Annotated in this window: 19 protein-coding genes; 3 read left to right on the top strand and 16 right to left on the bottom strand. The window is 69.9% G+C overall.

All coding sequences use genetic code 11. The features are described 5' to 3' along the window. Window positions 1–42 precede the first annotated feature (42 nt). Window positions 43–747: a TIGR02234 family membrane protein gene (locus CA951_RS07900; protein ID WP_087556301.1), complete on the bottom strand. Its 705-nt coding sequence runs from the start codon at window positions 745–747 to the stop codon at window positions 43–45. After that, window positions 744–2330 (bottom strand): anthranilate synthase component I, encoded by a 1587-nt coding sequence (locus CA951_RS07895; protein WP_179220141.1) that lies wholly within the window; start codon window positions 2328–2330, stop codon window positions 744–746. Before CA951_RS07895 ends, CA951_RS07900 begins: the two co-directional genes overlap by 4 nt. Window positions 2331–2389: 59 nt before the next feature. On the opposite strand from CA951_RS07895, the gene CA951_RS07890 reads away from it, so the two are divergent. After that, window positions 2390–2854, top strand: coding sequence for a peroxiredoxin (locus tag CA951_RS07890; RefSeq protein ID WP_087556299.1), 465 nt, complete (start codon window positions 2390–2392; stop codon window positions 2852–2854). Here the strand turns inward: CA951_RS07890 and CA951_RS07885 are convergent. Then, window positions 2842–3621, bottom strand: coding sequence for a dioxygenase (locus tag CA951_RS07885; protein ID WP_087556298.1), 780 nt, complete (start codon window positions 3619–3621; stop codon window positions 2842–2844). The genes CA951_RS07890 and CA951_RS07885 overlap by 13 nt on opposite strands. Window positions 3622–3823: 202 nt before the next feature. On the opposite strand from CA951_RS07885, the gene CA951_RS07880 reads away from it, so the two are divergent. Continuing rightward, complete coding sequence (locus CA951_RS07880) at window positions 3824–4333, top strand: MarR family winged helix-turn-helix transcriptional regulator (protein WP_087556297.1); 510 nt, start codon at window positions 3824–3826, stop codon at window positions 4331–4333. A gap of 26 nt (window positions 4334–4359) precedes the next feature. On the opposite strand, the gene CA951_RS07875 is transcribed toward CA951_RS07880, so the two are convergent. From CA951_RS07875 to CA951_RS07820, 13 genes are all read right to left on the bottom strand, one after another. Next, window positions 4360–4539 (bottom strand): 4-oxalocrotonate tautomerase family protein, encoded by a 180-nt coding sequence (locus tag CA951_RS07875; RefSeq protein ID WP_087556397.1) that lies wholly within the window; start codon window positions 4537–4539, stop codon window positions 4360–4362. A gap of 75 nt (window positions 4540–4614) precedes the next feature. After that, entirely contained in the window at window positions 4615–4959 is a 345-nt protein-coding gene (hisI, locus tag CA951_RS07870; RefSeq protein ID WP_087556296.1) for a phosphoribosyl-AMP cyclohydrolase, read from the bottom strand. Beyond that, on the bottom strand, window positions 4956–5729 hold the full coding sequence (hisF, locus tag CA951_RS07865; RefSeq protein ID WP_072945236.1) for an imidazole glycerol phosphate synthase subunit HisF: 774 nt from the start codon (window positions 5727–5729) through the stop codon (window positions 4956–4958). Before hisF ends, hisI begins: the two co-directional genes overlap by 4 nt. Next, the gene (locus tag CA951_RS07860) at window positions 5726–6559 is read right to left on the bottom strand and encodes an inositol monophosphatase family protein (protein ID WP_087556295.1); all 834 of its coding nucleotides are present in this window, start codon (window positions 6557–6559) and stop codon (window positions 5726–5728) included. Before CA951_RS07860 ends, hisF begins: the two co-directional genes overlap by 4 nt. 9 nt (window positions 6560–6568) lie before the next feature. Next, window positions 6569–7303: a bifunctional 1-(5-phosphoribosyl)-5-((5-phosphoribosylamino)methylideneamino)imidazole-4-carboxamide isomerase/phosphoribosylanthranilate isomerase PriA gene (gene priA, locus CA951_RS07855; RefSeq protein WP_012687996.1), complete on the bottom strand. Its 735-nt coding sequence runs from the start codon at window positions 7301–7303 to the stop codon at window positions 6569–6571. A gap of 19 nt (window positions 7304–7322) precedes the next feature. Next, window positions 7323–7580 (bottom strand): hypothetical protein, encoded by a 258-nt coding sequence (locus tag CA951_RS07850; protein WP_087556294.1) that lies wholly within the window; start codon window positions 7578–7580, stop codon window positions 7323–7325. Further along, window positions 7577–8212 carry an imidazole glycerol phosphate synthase subunit HisH gene (hisH, locus tag CA951_RS07845; protein WP_087556293.1) on the bottom strand — a complete coding sequence of 212 codons (636 nt, stop codon included), beginning with the start codon at window positions 8210–8212 and terminating at the stop codon, window positions 7577–7579. The genes CA951_RS07850 and hisH overlap by 4 nt, the downstream gene beginning before the upstream one ends. 9 nt (window positions 8213–8221) lie before the next feature. Then, the gene (locus CA951_RS07840; RefSeq protein ID WP_087556292.1) at window positions 8222–9403 is read right to left on the bottom strand and encodes an MFS transporter; all 1182 of its coding nucleotides are present in this window, start codon (window positions 9401–9403) and stop codon (window positions 8222–8224) included. Beyond that, a complete protein-coding gene (locus CA951_RS43340; protein ID WP_007297398.1) occupies window positions 9403–9555 on the bottom strand; it encodes a hypothetical protein in 153 nt (50 codons plus the stop codon). The genes CA951_RS07840 and CA951_RS43340 overlap by 1 nt, the downstream gene beginning before the upstream one ends. A 13-nt stretch (window positions 9556–9568) precedes the next feature. Further along, entirely contained in the window at window positions 9569–10183 is a 615-nt protein-coding gene (hisB, locus tag CA951_RS07835; protein WP_005247522.1) for an imidazoleglycerol-phosphate dehydratase HisB, read from the bottom strand. Continuing rightward, window positions 10180–11322 carry a histidinol-phosphate transaminase gene (locus CA951_RS07830; protein WP_087556291.1) on the bottom strand — a complete coding sequence of 381 codons (1143 nt, stop codon included), beginning with the start codon at window positions 11320–11322 and terminating at the stop codon, window positions 10180–10182. The genes hisB and CA951_RS07830 overlap by 4 nt, the downstream gene beginning before the upstream one ends. Continuing rightward, on the bottom strand, window positions 11319–12647 hold the full coding sequence (gene hisD / locus CA951_RS07825; RefSeq protein WP_087556290.1) for a histidinol dehydrogenase: 1329 nt from the start codon (window positions 12645–12647) through the stop codon (window positions 11319–11321). The genes CA951_RS07830 and hisD overlap by 4 nt, the downstream gene beginning before the upstream one ends. 229 nt (window positions 12648–12876) lie before the next feature. Continuing rightward, a complete protein-coding gene (locus CA951_RS07820; protein WP_087556289.1) occupies window positions 12877–14820 on the bottom strand; it encodes an acyl-CoA dehydrogenase family protein in 1944 nt (647 codons plus the stop codon). An 87-nt stretch (window positions 14821–14907) separates the two neighbouring features. On the opposite strand from CA951_RS07820, the gene CA951_RS07815 reads away from it, so the two are divergent. Beyond that, window positions 14908–16185 (top strand): glycoside hydrolase family 1 protein, encoded by a 1278-nt coding sequence (locus CA951_RS07815; RefSeq protein WP_087556288.1) that lies wholly within the window; start codon window positions 14908–14910, stop codon window positions 16183–16185. Window positions 16186–16201 lie beyond the last annotated feature (16 nt).

Genomic DNA, 16201 nt, shown 5'->3' with positions numbered 1-16201 from the left:
TCATCAGGGGTGAAGCCAGCCTAGATGGCACTCTGATTGTGTCTACGTCCGGGTACCCGGGTCTTCCTCCGAACCGTCAACTTGGTCGACAGGTTCGGCTTTCCTGTCTTCCACCGTGGGGTCCTCCCCCGCATCCAGGGCGTCCCAGAGCATGCGCTGGGTGACGGGCCCGTCGGCGGAATCGGCACCGGCCTTCTTCGCCGCGTCGCGTCGCGCACCGGGGCTGTCGTACTTGGAGGACAGCCCCGCCCGCACCCGCGGCCTGCGGATCAGTTCCACCGCGGCGGCGAGCGCCGCCAGGGCCCCCACCAGCACGAGAACGGCAGGTCCGGCGTGCACGGACACCGACTGGACGTCGGCCCGGCCCGGCAACTCGGCCAGCCGCGCCGCTTCGTCGTCGGAGGCGCCGGACACGAGCAAACCCATCGCCGGGACCGCGGCCGCGACGGCCACCACCGCGACGAGCACACCCAGCACGCGCAGGGCCCAGCCCTTCACCGCGAACGACGCGGCGATCGCGGCCACCAGGGTCAGCGCCAGCGGTGTGAGCGCCGCCGCCCACGTGCCGCCCACGAGCACCGACGTGCGTTCCTCACCGAGTCCGTCGGAGGAGGTGACCTCCACCCACGTCATCCGTGACGCGCCCCACAGGCACACTGCGGCGACCGCGAGGAGCAGCACCGCGATCATCGATCGGCGACGCCCCGCCCGCGCGGGGTCCCGGGCCGGCTCCGACGCGTCGCTCACTGCGTGTCGCCTCCCAGGGTCTTCAGCGTGTGCGCCGCCGCGATCGCGCTGAGCACCGCCATCGCCTTGTTCCGTGCCTCGGTGTCCTCGTACTCGGGGTTCGAGTCGGCGACGACGCCCGCGCCCGCCTGGACGTACCCGATGCCGTCCTTGATCAGCGCGGTGCGGATCGCGATGGCCGTGTCGGCGTCGCCGGCGAAGTCGAGGTACCCGATGATGCCGCCGTAGATGCCCCGCCGGGTGGGTTCGAGTTCCTCGATCAACTGCATCGCCCGGACCTTCGGCGCGCCCGACAAGGTGCCCGCCGGGAAGCAGGCGGTGACGGCGTCGAGGGCCTGCTTGCCCTCGGCGAGGTGACCGGTAACGGTGGAGACGAGGTGCATCACGTGGCTGTACCGCTCGATGTGGCGGTAGTCGTGGACCTTCACCGTTCCCGGTTCGCAGACGCGTCCGAGGTCGTTGCGGCCCAGGTCCACGAGCATCAGGTGCTCCGCGTTCTCCTTCTCGTCGGCGAGCAGGTCCTTCTCGAGCAGGATGTCCTCCTCCTCGGTGTGCCCGCGCCACCGGGTGCCCGCGATCGGGTGTGTGGTGGCGACGCCTTCCGACACGGTCACCAGCGCCTCCGGGCTCGATCCGACGATCGAGAACGCGGTCTCGTCGTCGCCGTTCGGCACGTTGAGGAGGTACATGTAGGGGCTGGGGTTGGACGCGCGCAGCATCCGGTAGACGTCGATCGGGTCGGCGGTGCAGTCGATCTCGAAACGCTGCGACAGCACCACCTGGAAGGCCTCGCCGGCCTCGATGTCGCCGACGAGTTTCTGCACGTCGGCGCCGAACCCCTCGGTGGTGCGCTGACGGCGGTAGTCGGGGGCGGGTTTCGCGAACGTGGACACGGTCGACGACGCCGGGGCCGACAGGGCGCGCGTCATCCGGTCCAGCCGCTCGACCGCGGAGTCGTAGGCCTCGTCGACGCGTTCGTCCGTACCGTCCCAGTTGACGGCGTTGGCGATCAGGGTGATGGCGCCCTCGTGGTGGTCGACGGCCGCGAGGTCCGTCGCCAGCAGCATCACCATCTCGGGGATCTGCAGATCGTCGGTGGCGTGCTCGCCGATGCGCTCGATGCGCCGCACCGCGTCGTATCCGAGGAAGCCGACCATGCCGCCGGTCAGCGGCGGCAGATCGGGCAGCCGTTCGCTGCGCAGCAGTTCGAGGGTCTGCCCGAGAGCCGCGATCGGATCGCCGCCGGACGGTGCGCCCGCGGGAACGTTGCCGTACCAGGCGGCTTCCCCGTTGACGACGGTCAGCGCGGCGGGGCTGCCCGCGCCGATGAACGACCACCGCGACCACGATCGGCCGTTCTCCGCCGACTCGAGCAGGAAGGTGCCGGGCCGGTTCGCCGCCAGCTTGGTGTACGCGGACAGCGGAGTTTCCGCGTCCGCCAGCACCTTGCGCGTCACCGGGACGACCCGGTGTTCGGCGGCGAGAGCGTGGAACTGCTCGCGCGTGGTGGTCGAGTCGGACCCGCCGTCGGCCGGGGTGGCGGCGGACTCGGGTGCGGGAATCGTAATGGGCTCGCCGTGCATGCCGACCATCATCCCAGGCGCACTCGTACTGTCTGCGTGCGCGGGTAGCCTCGGCACTCATGAAGCCAGGTCAGCTCGCACCGGAATTCACCCTGCCCGATCAGGACGGCATCACACGATCGCTGTCGAGCCTCCTCGAGGACGGCCCCCTGGTGCTGTTCTTCTACCCCGCGGCGTCGACGCCGGTCTGCACCGCAGAGGCCTGCCATTTCCGGGACCTCGGAACGGAGTTCTCCGCGGTGGGCGCGTCGCGCGCCGGGATCAGCACCGACGCGGTGGCGAAGCAGGCGTCGTTCGCGCAGGCGCAGTCCTTCGACTACCCACTGCTGTCGGACACCGACGGAGCCGTCGCCGAGAAGTTCGGTGTCCGCCGCGGACTGCTCGGCAAACTCGCCCCGGTCAAGCGGTCGACGTTCGTCATCGACACCGACCGCACGGTGCTCGAGGTCATCTCGAGCGAGTTCCGCGCCAACACGCACGGCGATCAGGCGCTGGCCTTCCTCCGGACGCGTCAGGCCACCTGAATCGACCGCTTGGCCAGCCCCATCCAGAAACCGTCGATCACCTGCCGGGGAATCTGCTCCGGGTCGCTCGACGCGCCGAGCGTGACGAAGAGCGGCGCGAAGTGCTCGATCGTCGGGTGTGCGTACGGCATGCCCGGCGCGAGCGAGCGGAAGTCGATCAGCGAATCCACGTCACCCGCGGCGAGACGTTCGTCCGCCCACGCGTCGAACTCCGCGGACCAGCCGGGCGCCTTCGCGTCGGGTGACGGGTCGCGCAGGAACGGCAGTCCGTGTGTGGTGAATCCGGAACCGACGATCAGCACGCCCTGCTCGCGCAGGGGACGCAGCCGCTCGCCGAGGTGCAGCAGCCGCTGCGGGTCGAGGGTCGGCAACGAGATCTGGAGGACCGGGATGTCGGCGTCCGGGTACATGACCGTCAGCGGCACGTAGGCGCCGTGGTCGAGGCCGCGAAGCGGCTGGTGCGACACGGCCTCGTCGTCCGGCATCAAGGCCACGACCTGTGCGGCGAGGTCGGGGGCGCCGGGCGACTCGTACGTGGTCCGGTAGAACCGCTCGGGGAAGCCTCCGAAGTCGTAGACGAGGGGCGTGCCGGTGGTGGTGGATCCGATCGTGAGCGGCGCCGATTCCCAATGCGCCGACACCATGAGAATGGCCTTCGGCCGTGGCAGCTCACCCGCCCACTTCGCCAGCTGCGACACCCAGAGGTCGCTGTCCACCAGCGGCGGCGCACCATGGCTGAGGAACAGGGCGGGCATGGCGTTGGTCATCGCGACTCCTTCGGATCGAGGTCCGGCACCGACGAACAAGTGAACCCGTCACCGACCGCGATGTTGAACCTTCAAGTTAGTATAGGAGTCAACATGCAGGCGCGGCAACTATTCCCCGGGCACGAATCGGCCCCGCGGCGTGCTAACTATTGAGGGCACGCTGCGCACGCGTGGATCAACGTACGGACGGAGGACACCACCGATGAGTGGCAACGACGAGGGCACGCCGGACCAGCCCGGCACCCGATGGCTCGACGCAGAGCAGCAGGAGGCCTGGCTCACCCTCATCGCACTGGTCACCCGGCTCCCCGCCGCACTCGACACCCAACTCCAACGCGACTCGGCACTCACCCACTTCGAGTACTTCGTCCTCGCCTCGCTCTCCGGCGAGGCGAACCGGCGCCTGCAGCTGTCCCTGCTCGCCCAGCGCGCCAACGCGTCGCTGTCGCGGCTGTCCCACGTCGTCACCAAGATGGAGAAAGCCGGCTGGGTGCGGCGCGAAAGCATCCGCGGCAGCCGCGGCTCCGACGCCGTCCTCACCGACGAAGGCATGGCCAAGGTCGTCGAGGCCGCACCGCCGCACGTCGAATCCGTGCGGTCACTGATCTTCGACGGCCTCTCCGCCGACCAGGTCCGTCAACTGTCCGAACTGTCCGGCGCCATGCTCACCCAACTCGACAAGAGCATCGCCGCGGGAACCGGCAAGGCCTGACCGCCGGTCACCCCAGCAACGTCAGCTCACCCCAGCGGCGTCCCGCCGACACCCCAACTGTCGAGCGGAACCTCGGTGATCGTCACCCACACCTTCGCGGGATCCTTGCCCGTCGCGTCGGCGTAGGCCTTCGTGACGGCCTCGATCGTGGCGCGCTTCTGCTCCGCCGTGAGCCCCGGCGTCTGACTGATCTGAATGAGTGGCATGCGGACATCCTGCCCGAGTGGCATGCGGACATCCTGCCCGAGGGCATACGCGCGTTCCGCCCGAGGGCCGCTCCGCTAGTCGGCGGCGAGCAGCACGTCCGAGTCGAAGCAGGTGTGCGTGCCCGTGTGGCACGCCGCCCCCTCCTGGTCGACGACGAGAAGCACGGTGTCGCCGTCGCAGTCGAGCCGCACCTCGTGGACGTACTGCGTATGACCGGACGTCTCGCCCTTCACCCAGTACTGCTGACGGGAACGGGAGTAGTACGTGCCCTTGCGGGTGTCGAGAGTGCGCGCGAGGGCCTCGTCGTCCATCCACGCCACCATCAGGACGTTGCCCGTCGACCGCTCCTGCGCGACGGCGCTGAACAGTCCCGCCTCGTTGCGCTTGAGCCGTGACGCGATGGCCGGGTCGAGACTCATCGGACGGTGATCCCTTCTGCACGCATCGACTTCTTGACGTCGCCGATCGTCATGTCGCCGAAGTGGAAGACACTGGCGGCGAGGACGGCGTCCGCGCCTGCCCCGACGGCGGGCGCGAAGTGCTCGACGGCGCCCGCTCCCCCGCTGGCGATCACCGGCACGTGCACGGCGGCTCGGACCGCGCGGATCATCGGCAGGTCGAAACCGGCCTTCGTGCCGTCCGCGTCCATCGAGTTGAGCAGAATTTCCCCGACGCCCAGTTCGGCGCCGCGGACCGCCCACTCGACCGCGTCGATGCCGGTGCTGCGTTTGCCGCCGTGGGTCGTGACCTCCCACCCCGACGGGGTGTCCGGCTGGCCCTGCGGCACGGTGCGCGCGTCTACCGACAGCACGATGCACTGGGAGCCGAAACGTTCGCTCAGTTCGCGGAGCAACTCGGGCCGCGCGATCGCGGCGGTGTTGACGCTCACCTTGTCGGCGCCGGCGCGCAGCAACCGGTCGACGTCCTCGACGGTGCGGACACCGCCGCCGACCGTGAGCGGGATGAACACCTGTTCCGCCGTCCGGCTGACCACGTCGAGCATGGTGCCCCGGTCTGCGGTCGACGCGGTGACGTCGAGGAACGTGAGCTCGTCAGCGCCCTGGGCGTCGTACGCGGCCGCCAGTTCGACGGGGTCGCCCGCGTCCCGCAGGTTCTCGAAGTTGACGCCCTTGACGACGCGTCCGGCATCGACGTCCAGACACGGGATCACTCGAACCGCCAGAGTCATTGCGTACGCCCTCCTGAAGGCTCGGAACGGGGATCACCCAGTGATCCGAGGATATCGAGAATTTCGCCGTGCACCCCGGGCGCTCCCGCGAGCACCGAGTCGGACGTCACGGTCCAGGGCTTGCCGCCCAGATCGGTCACCACACCGCCCGCGGCGCGCACCAGCGCGACACCGGCCGCGTTGTCCCACGCATTGTGGCCGAACACCACCGCACCGCCGAGTATTCCGGCCGCGGTGAACGCGAGGTCGACACCGGTGGACCCGTGGATCCGGATCCGCGAGGACACCCGGCTGAGCTGCGCGAGGACCTGCAGCCGGTACGCGCCGGGGATCCGCCCGCGACTGTCGATGTTCAGCGCCCCCAAGCCCACGATCGACGACGCCAGCGACGTGCGGCCGAGCCGCGGCAGCGGCTGACCGCCCTCGAGCAGCGGTCCGTCCGCGACGGCCGCGTAGCGGCGCCCGACGAGCGGCAGCCACGTGAGACCGAGGACCGGAACGCCGTCGTCGAGGAGCGCGAGCAGCGTGCCCGCGGTGGGCAGACCGGCCGAATAGTTGAACGTGCCGTCGATGGGGTCGAGCACCCAGACCGGTCCGCTGTCGAGGTCGGGTCCGCCGAACTCCTCGCCGTGGACGTCGATGCCGGTCCGGTCGCGCAGTTCGCCGGTCAGCCGCTTCTCGAGTTCGAGGTCGACGGCGGTCGCGAAATCGTCGGGGCCCTTGTGGACGGCGCTGGGCGCACCCACCCCCGAGACGAACCGGTCGTGCACTCCGTCGAGCAGCTCACTGGCGACGGCGAGGAGTTCCCGGGGATCGCGGGACAGGGCCATGACGGGAACTCAGCCCGAGACCGCGGCGAGCGCCTCGGGGAGGGTGAATCGCCCCGCGTACAGCGCCTTGCCGACGATGGATCCCTCGACGCCCCGGTCGACGAGTCCGGCGATCGCCCGGAGGTCGTCGATGGTGGACACGCCCCCCGAGGCGACGACGGGGGCGTCGGTGGCCGCGCAGACCTGCGCGAGGAGTTCGAGATTGGGGCCGGTGAGAGTGCCGTCCTTGCTCACGTCGGTGACGACGTAGCGGGAGCAGCCGTCCTTGTCGAGCCGGGCGAGGGTCTCCCACAGGTTGCCGCCCTCGGTGACCCAGCCGCGACCGCGGAGCTGGTACTCACCGTCGACGAGGCGCACGTCCAGACCAACAGCGATCTTCTCGCCGTACTTGGCGATGGCGCGGGCACACCACTCCGGGTTCTCGATGGCGGCGGTGCCGAGGTTGACGCGACCGCATCCGGTGGCCAGTGCGGCCTCGAGCGATGCGTCGTCGCGGATTCCGCCGGACAGTTCCACCTGGACGTCGAGCTCTCCCACCACGTCGGCGAGGAGCTCACGGTTCGAGCCGCGACCGAATGCGGCGTCGAGGTCGACGATGTGGACCCACTCGGCACCGTCGTTCTGCCACGCGAGGGCGGCATCACGAGGCGAGCCGTATCCGGTCTCGCTTCCCGCCTCCCCCTGGACGAGGCGAACAGCTTCACCGTTGACGACATCTACAGCAGGCAAAAGGACCAGGCTCACGTGCGACAACCCTAGTCGCTCAGCGGTCGGAACCCGGCTTCGGGTCCTCGGGGTCGCGGCCGTAGGCGTTGCGGGTCATGCGTTTCGACACGTAGCCCATAGCGGCGATCGCGCCGGCGACGCCGAGCAACCCGACGATCAGCCCGAGGACGGGGCCCGGTTTCAGTACCAGAATGATCGCGGTCGCGAGGACCAGGACCACGGTGGCGGCGCCCATCGCGTACACGGCGAGCCTGCCGATCGACAGGTCACCGCGCCCGTCCCCGGGTTCGGTCACAGACTGCGAACCCAGTTGCGGAGCAGTTCCGCGCCCGCGTCGCCGGACTTCTCGGGGTGGAACTGGGTGGCGGACAGCGCGCCGTTCTCGACGGCGGCGAGGAATTTGCCGCCGTGGTCTGCCCAGGTCAGGGCGGGGGGCGCGAGCCGCTCCGGCGTCGGGAGCTCCCAGGTCTGGGCGGCGTACGAGTGGACGAAGTAGAAGCGCGTGTCGGGATCGATGCCGGCGAACAGCGTGCTGTTGGCCGGCGCCTCGACGGTGTTCCACCCCATGTGCGGCAGCACGTCGGCCTGGAGCCGTTCGACGGTGCCGGGCCATTCGCCGCAGCCTTCCGCCTCGACGCCGAACTCGACGCCGCGGTCGAAGAGGATCTGCATGCCGACGCAGATCCCGAGGACCGGCCGCCCGCCGGCCAGGCGCTGGCCGATGATCCGTTCTCCCCGCACCGCGCGGAGTCCTTCCATGCACGCCGCGAAGGCGCCGACGCCGGGAACGACGAGACCGTCGGCCGCGAGTGCGACCTTGTGATCGGAGGTGACCTCGACGCGCGCGCCGGTCCGGGCCAGAGCGCGGGTGGCCGAATGCAGGTTGCCGGAGCCGTAGTCGAGGACGGCAATCGTGGAGACGGTCATGACACAACCTTATCCGGCGGCCGAACGACGCCGGAGGGCGCGGCCGACGACCGTTCCGGCGGCCGGGACCACCGCGACCGCTGTCGCCGCGGCCCCGAACACCCAGGAATACCCGGCCGCAGACGCGACGGCTCCGAGTGCGAGGGAACCGAACCCGGTGCCTGCGTCGAACCCGATGTTCCATCCGGCGCTCGCCGAGCCGAATCGGGCCGGTCCCGCGGCGGTGAAGATCATGACGAGCGACTCGTTCTGCACCGCGCCGAACCCGAATCCGAATGCCAGCGCCGCGCACACCAGGAGCGGCACGGGCGCCCCTGACGCCGCGGCGACGGCGAACAGGACCAGGCCGAGGCACACGAACGTGAGGGCGGGAATCAGGGCACGGCCCACCCCGAGCCGGTCGGAGAACGATCCCGCGGCGTACCGCCCGATCAGCGTCGCGCCGCTCGACACGGCGAGGATCACCCCGGCGAGCGAAGCCCGCTCCGAGATCGCGATCGGCAGCAGGCTGGACAGACCGCCGAACGCGGCCGCCACGATCGCGATCGACAGCCACGGGGTCAGCACGGCGGCGAGCGGGATGCGGCCGCGCGACGCGCGATCCGCGGGGGCGTCGATCGCGGGGAGCCGAGTGACCGCGACGACCGCGAGCGCGGGAATGAGAGCGCCGATCACGAAGACGGGGGTCGCGGACCAGTGCTGCATGATCGCGAGACCCGCGGGCAGCCCGACCATCTGCGCGGCGGCCACCGCGATTCCCTGCGCACCCGTCGCGCGGCCGAGCATCTGCCGCGGAACGAGTTCCGCGACCAGCGCACTGCTCGCGACGGTGAGCATGCCGAAGCCCGATCCGCGGACGGCCGACACCGCCAGCACCGGGATCGCCTCGGTGGAGAGCAGGAGGAGAAGCGACGGCGGCCCCAGCAGCATGCAGCCCGCGGCGAGCACCCACCGGTGCCCCCATCTGCGCAGGAGCCGGGGCACGCCGAGTTGGGTGGCGACGGTCGCGGCCATGAACACGGCCGTCACGCTGCCGGCGAGCGTGTCCGAGCCGCCGGACAGCGAGACGATCAGCGGAACCACCGGCAGCAGCACCGCCCAGCCGCCGAACGCCGCGGCGCCCATCACCATCGCGGTGGGCAGACCGCGGGTGCGGAGCAGGCCGCGGCGCGCCTCCACTGCGACCGGCACTACATCAGCCTGAGAACGCCCGCCACGGCTGCCAGCACCGCCAGTGCCAGCAGCACGCCCGAGGCCAGTTTGTTGAACTTCCACATGGAGTACGCGCCGCCCGCCGCGATACCCGCGGCGATGAACAGGACGTAGACGAGGACGACGCTCACGAATGCGTCCGGTTCACAGGCTGCCCTTGGTGGACGGCACACCCGTGACGCGGGGGTCGGGTTCGACGGCCTCGCGCAGGGCGCGGGCGACGGCCTTGAACTCGGCCTCGGTGATGTGGTGCTGATCGCGCCCGTAGAGCACGCGCACGTGCAGGGCGATGCGCGCGTTGAGCGCGATCGACTCGAACACGTGCCGGTTGATCACCGTCGCGTACGGCACCCCCGGGTACCCGCCGATGACGGCGTGCAGCAGGTGTTCCGGTTCGCCGGTGTGGACGCAGTACGGGCGCCCCGACACGTCGACCGACGCGTGGGCGAGTGTCTCGTCCATCGGGATGAACGCGTCACCGAACCGGCGGATGCCCTTCTTGTCGCCGAGCGCCTGACCCAGCGCCTGGCCGAGCACGATCGACGTGTCCTCGACCGTGTGGTGCGCCTCGATCTCGATGTCGCCCTTCGCGTGGACGGTGAGGTCGAAACTCGCGTGGGAGCCGAGCGCGGTCAGCATGTGGTCGAAGAACGGAACCCCGGTGGAGACGTCGACGATGCCGGTGCCGTCGAGGTTCAGTTCGACGGTGATGCTCGATTCCTTGGTGGTGCGTTCCACGCGGGCGATGCGGTCGGTCATCCTCGGTCTCCTGAGCTGGTGAGTTCGGTGGCGGCGATCTCGTCGCTCGCCACGATGAAGGCGTCGTTCTCGGAGGCCAGCCCGACGGTGGCCCGCAGGTATCCGGGGATCCCGACGTCCCGGATCAGCACCCCGCGGTCGAGGTAGGCCTGCCAGGCGCGGGCGCTGTCGGTGAACTCACCGAACAGGATGAAGTTCGCGTCGCTGGGGATGACGTGGAACCCCGTGTCCTCCAATGCCTTCGACACCCGTACGCGCTCCGCGGCGAGGGCGTGCACGCTACCGAGTGTGTCGTTCGCGTGCCGCAGCGCCGCGCGGGCAGCGGCCTGCGTGACCACCGACAGGTGGTACGGCAGCCGGACCAGGAGCAGCGCCTCGATGAATGCCGGTGCGGCCGCGAGGTATCCGAGCCTGCCGCCGGCGAACGCGAATGCCTTGCTCATCGTCCGCGACACCACGAGCTTCGACGGGTACTCGTCGATCAACGTCAGGGCGCTCGGTGCGTCGGAGAATTCGGCGTACGCCTCGTCGACGATCACGATGCCCGGCGCGGCGTCGAGGACCCGGCGCAGTTCCGCGATGCCGACGCTGTGCCCGGTCGGGTTGTTGGGGCTCGTGACGAACACGACGTCGGGCCTGCGTTCGGCGATCGCGGCGGTCGCGGCATCCACGTCGAGTGCGAAGTCGGCACGCCGGAAGATGGGCAGCCACTCCGTCTCGGTGCCGTCCGCGATGATCGGGTGCATCGAGTACGACGGCACGAAGCCCATCGCGCTGCGACCGGGACCGCCGAACGCCTGCAGCAGCTGCTGCAGGATCTCGTTGGACCCGTTGGCCGCCCACACGTTGTCGACCGTGACCGGCACCCCGGTCTGGCGGACGAGGTACGCAGCGAGGTCGGTGCGCAGGGCAACCGCGTCGCGGTCCGGGTAGCGATGCAGTTCTCGTGCGGCCTCGCGCACGGACTCCGCGACGTCGTCGACGAGCGCCTTCGTCGGCGGGTGCGGGTTCTCGTTGGTGTTCAGCTGAACCGGGACCGTCAGCTGCGGCGCCCCGTACGCCGACTTACCGCGCAGATTCTCCCGGATCGGCAGGGCGTCGACCCCGATCGACGAACCGGGCACGTTCGCGGCGGTCACCGCAGCGCCTCGAACCGCAGCCGCACGGCCTCACCGTGTGCGGGCAGGTCCTCGGCGTTCGCGAGGGTGATGACGTGGCCGGAGACCTCCTTCAGCGCGGATTCGGAGTAGTCGACCACGTGGATGCCGCGCAGGAACGTCTGCACGCTCAGCCCGGAGGAGTGCCGGGCGCAGCCCGCGGTGGGTAGCACGTGGTTGGATCCGGCGCAGTAGTCGCCGAGGCTGACCGGCGCCCACGGGCCGACGAACACCGCGCCCGCACTGGTCACCTTCGCGGCGACGGCGGTGGCGTTCTCGGTCTGGATCTCGAGGTGCTCGGCGGCGTACGCGTTGACCACCCGAAGCCCGGCCTCGACGTCGGAGACCAGAACGGTGCCCGACTGGGTGCCGGACAGCGCGGCGGTGACGCGCTCCTTGTGCTTGGTGATCTCGAGCTGCGCGGCCAGCGCGGTGTCGACGGCGTCGGCGAGTTCGACGCTGGACGTGACGAGGACGCTCGCGGCCATCACGTCGTGCTCGGCCTGGCTGATCATGTCGGCGGCGACGTGCACCGGGTCGGCGGTGTGGTCGGCGAGGATCGCGATCTCCGTGGGGCCCGCCTCGGCGTCGATGCCGACGAGGCCGCGGCAGAGACGCTTCGCGGCGGTGACGTAGATGTTGCCGGGACCGGTGATGAGGTCGACGGGGGTGAGTTCGGTGCCGTCCGGGGTGACGTCGTTGCCGCCGTAGGTGAGCAGCGCGACGGCCTGACCGCCGCCGACGGCCCATACCTCTTCGACACCCAGCAGGGCGGCCGCCGCGAGAATGGTCGGGTGCGGCAGACCGCCGAACTCGGACTGCGGCGGCGACGCCACGACGAGCGAGCGGACGCCGGCGGCCTGCGCGGGCACCACGTTCATCACGACGCTGGACGGGTAGACGGCGTTGCCGCCCGGAACGTACAGCCCGACACGGTCGACGGGCACCCACCGTTCGGTGACGGTGCCGCCGGGGACGACCTCGGTGGTGGTGTCGGTGCGGCGCTGGTCGGCGTGCACCTTGCGGGTGCGTTCGATCGCGACCTCGAGGGCGGCGCGGACGGCCGGGTCCAGTTCGTGGAGGGCACGGTCCAGCTCGGCCTGCGGCACCCGCACCTGCGCGGGACGGACGCCGTCGAACTTCTCGCTGAATTCGAGGGCCGCGTCGGCGCCGCGCTCACGGACCGCCTCGACGACGGGGCGAACCTGATGCAGGACCGCGTCCACATCCACTCCACCTCGAGGAAGTGCGGCGCGAAGTTCGGCCGTGGAAGGGGTACGACCACGAAGGTCGGTGCGGGCGAGCATGAGAGGTCCTCTCTGCGACTGTCGGGACACGGTGTCTCGGACGAGCGGACTGTTCTGCGGAGAACAGGGCATGACACCGATTATCCAGGATAGGCGCACCCCGTTTTCACCGGTCGGCGGCCGACCGGGTTTCGGCCGGGGCCGCCGTGCACACACAGGCACCCGCCGGCGCCGTGACGCCGGCGGGTGCCGCGTTTGTGCTGCCCCGGCCGCGGGGGAACCCGACGGCCTAGAGCCGGGTCGAGTGCAGGAACCTCCTCGCCAGGTTCTCCTCGGTCGACGCGCCGGGCGTCCACTCGGTGATCCACGGACCGGTGCCTTCGCTCGGGTCGACCACGCCCCGCTCCAGCCACGCGTACCGTCCCTCGAGGATCGAGTGCGCGACCTGCTTGTCGGCGTCGTCGGTGTTGTGCCACAGACCGTCGAACAACTTCTCGACCCGCAGCGCCGCCTGACGGCAGAACACGTCGGCGAGTTCGTAGGCCGCGTCGCCCTCGGCCTCGTTCTCCTGCCGCTGCATCTCCGCCTTGACGCACGTGGCGGACATCGCGAACAGTTCGGCGCCGATGTCCACGACCCGGCCGAGGAAGCCCTGTTGCTTCTCCAGGGCAGCCTGCCACCGGGCCATCCCGTAGAACGTGGAGCGGGCCAGCTTCCGGGAGTGCCGTTCGACGAACCGCAGGTGCTTGGCCAGGACGCCGAATTCGCCGAACGACGTCGGCACCTGCCCCTTGCCCGCCACGAGTTGCGGCAGCCACTTCGCGTAGAAACCGCTCGCCTTGGCCGCCGCCCGCGCCTTCGCACCGGTGTCGGCGTGCGGATCGGCGAGATCGCCCGCCGCCGTGAGGTGCGCATCCACGGCCTCGCGCGCGACCAGCAACCGCATGATCTCGCTCGACCCCTCGAATATCCGGTTGATGCGCAGGTCGCGGTCCAGCTGTTCCACCGGCACCGCCCGTTCACCACGGGCGGCCAGCGACGCCGCCGTCTCGTATCCGCGACCGCCGCGGACCTGGATCAGCTCGTCGGAGATGACGCAGGCCATCTCGGACGACCACAGCTTGGCGAGTGCCGCCTCGATCCGGATGTCGTTGCGACCCTCGTCGTTCATCTGCGCCGACAGGTCCACCACGGCCTCGAGCGCGTAGGTCGTCGCGGCCATGAACGACAGCTTGTTGGCGACGGCCGCATGCTCGGCGATCGCTTTGCCCCACTGGACGCGGACGCCGGACCATTCGCGCGCGATCTTCAGCGACCACTTGCCTGCGCCCGCGCACATCGCCGGAATCGCCAGCCGGCCTGCGTTGAGGGTGGTGAGCGCGATCTTGAGTCCGTCGCCCTCCCGCCCGATCAGGTTCTCCCGCGGAACGCGCACCTTGTACATGCGGGTGACGCCGTTCTCGATTCCGTGCAGTCCCATGAACGCGTTGCGCCGTTCCACGGTGATGCCCGGGGTGTCCGCCTCGACGACGAACGCGGAGATGCCGCCGCGATGGCCTTCGCTCTTCGGTACCCGCGCCATGACGACGAGCAGTTCCGCGACGACGCCGTTGGTCGTCCACAGCTTCACGCCATCCAGTTCGTACGCGGCACCGCCCTCGATGGGGACCGCCGAGGACGCCAGCCGCGCCGGGTCGGAACCGACGTCGGGTTCGGTGAGAAGGAAGGCGGAGATGGCGCCGCGCGCACAGCGCGGCAGGAACTCGGCCTTCTGTTCGGGGGTGCCTGCCAGTTTGAGTGGTTCGGGGACGCCGATCGACTGATGGGCCGACAGCAGCGCGCCGAGGCTCGGGTGCACCGACGCGACGAGCATCAGCGCCCGGTTGTACGCGACCTGCGAGAGTCCGAGGCCGCCGTACTCCTCCGAGATCTTGAGGCCGAAGCATCCGAGGTCGGCGAGGCCGCGGACGTATTCGTCGGGAATGCGGGACTGCGTTTCGATGACGCTGCCGTCCATCTCCTCGCAGTATGCGCGGAGGCGGACGAGGAATTCTTCGGCCTTGGCGGCGTCTTCGGCAGCCGGCCGTGGGAAGGGATGAACCAGATCCAGCCGGAACCGTCCGAGAAACAGTTCTTTCGCGAAGGAGGGTTTGTCCCAGCCGGATTCCCTCGCCTCCTCCGCGACTGCTCGTGCTTCTTCTTCGGTGACCTTCGGAGCTGAGGTGTCGACCATGACGCGCCTCCTACTGGCGGGTAGTCCTACTCGCCAGTATCCCCCAATCTGCGCACTCGGGACAGCGTTTCCGATACTGTTCGGCCGGTGCGGACTCCCTCGCGACTCCTGGGTGCCGGCGCGGTTCTACTGTGCTTGCTGAGCCCCGCCGCCGCGGTGCACGCCGACCCTCTCCCCGGCGACTTCCTGTGGGGCGTGGCGACGTCCGGGTTCCAATCGGAGGGTTCCTCCCCCGACAGCAACTGGCGGCGGTATTCCGACTCCGGCCGCACCCACGACGCGATCGGCAACTCCGTCGACTTCCGGCACCGGTACACCGAGGACATCACCCGCGCCGCAGATCTGGGTGTCGACGTGTTCCGGTTCGGCGTCGAATGGGCGCGACTGCAGCCCGCGCCGGGCGTGTGGGACGAGACCGAGCTGCGGTACTACGACGACGTCGTCCGCGAGATCACGGGCCACGACATGACCCCGATGATCACGCTCGACCACTGGGTGTACCCCGGATGGGTCGCGGACCGGGGCGGGTGGGCGAACCCGGAGATCGTCGACGACTGGCTCGCGAACGCGCAGAAAGTGGTCGAGCGCTATGCCGGTGTGGGCGCGCTCTGGATCACGATCAACGAGCCGACCGTGTACGTGCAGAAGGAGCTGACGTTCGGCGGCATCGGCCCCGACCGGGCGCCGCAGATGCTCGACCGGCTCGTCGAGGTCCACCGCCGCGCGTACGACCTGATCCACGAAAACGATCCGGGCGCCCGGGTCAGCAGCAACCTCGCCTACATTCCGGCCGCCATGGACGCGCTCGACGCCACGTTCGTCGACCGCGTCCGCGACAAGCTCGACTTCCTCGGCGTCGACTACTACTACGGCCTCTCCCTCGACAACCTCACCGCGGCGAACGCGGTCACCGACGCCTTCTACGACATCAGTCCCCAGCCGGACGGCATCTACCACGCCCTGATGCGGTACACCCGCAAGTTCCCGGGACTGCCGCTGTACCTCGTGGAGAACGGCATGCCCACCGACGACGGGAAGCCGCGCCCGGACGGCTACACCCGGTCCGATCATCTCCGTGATCATCTCTACTGGGTGGAGCGGGCGCGGGCCGACGGCGCACCGGTGATCGGATACAACTACTGGTCGATCACCGACAACTACGAGTGGGGCACGTACCGCCCCCGGTTCGGCCTGTTCACCGTCGACGCGCTGACCGATCCCACCCTCACCCGCCGGCCGACCGATGCGGTGGCCACCTACCGGGACCTCGTCGCGAACGGGCTCCCACAAGGCTACGAACCCGGCCGTCGCGCCGGGGTCTGCTCCCTCGTCGATCCGCCCCTCAGCTGCACGAATCCCCCGTAACGGGAACACGGCGGGA

It is taken from the genome of Rhodococcus sp. NCIMB 12038 (assembly GCF_002165735.1).
Lineage (GTDB): Bacteria > Actinomycetota > Actinomycetes > Mycobacteriales > Mycobacteriaceae > Rhodococcus_F.
Note: the sequence above shows the minus strand (reverse complement) of the source record. Positions and strands in the feature narration are given on the sequence as shown.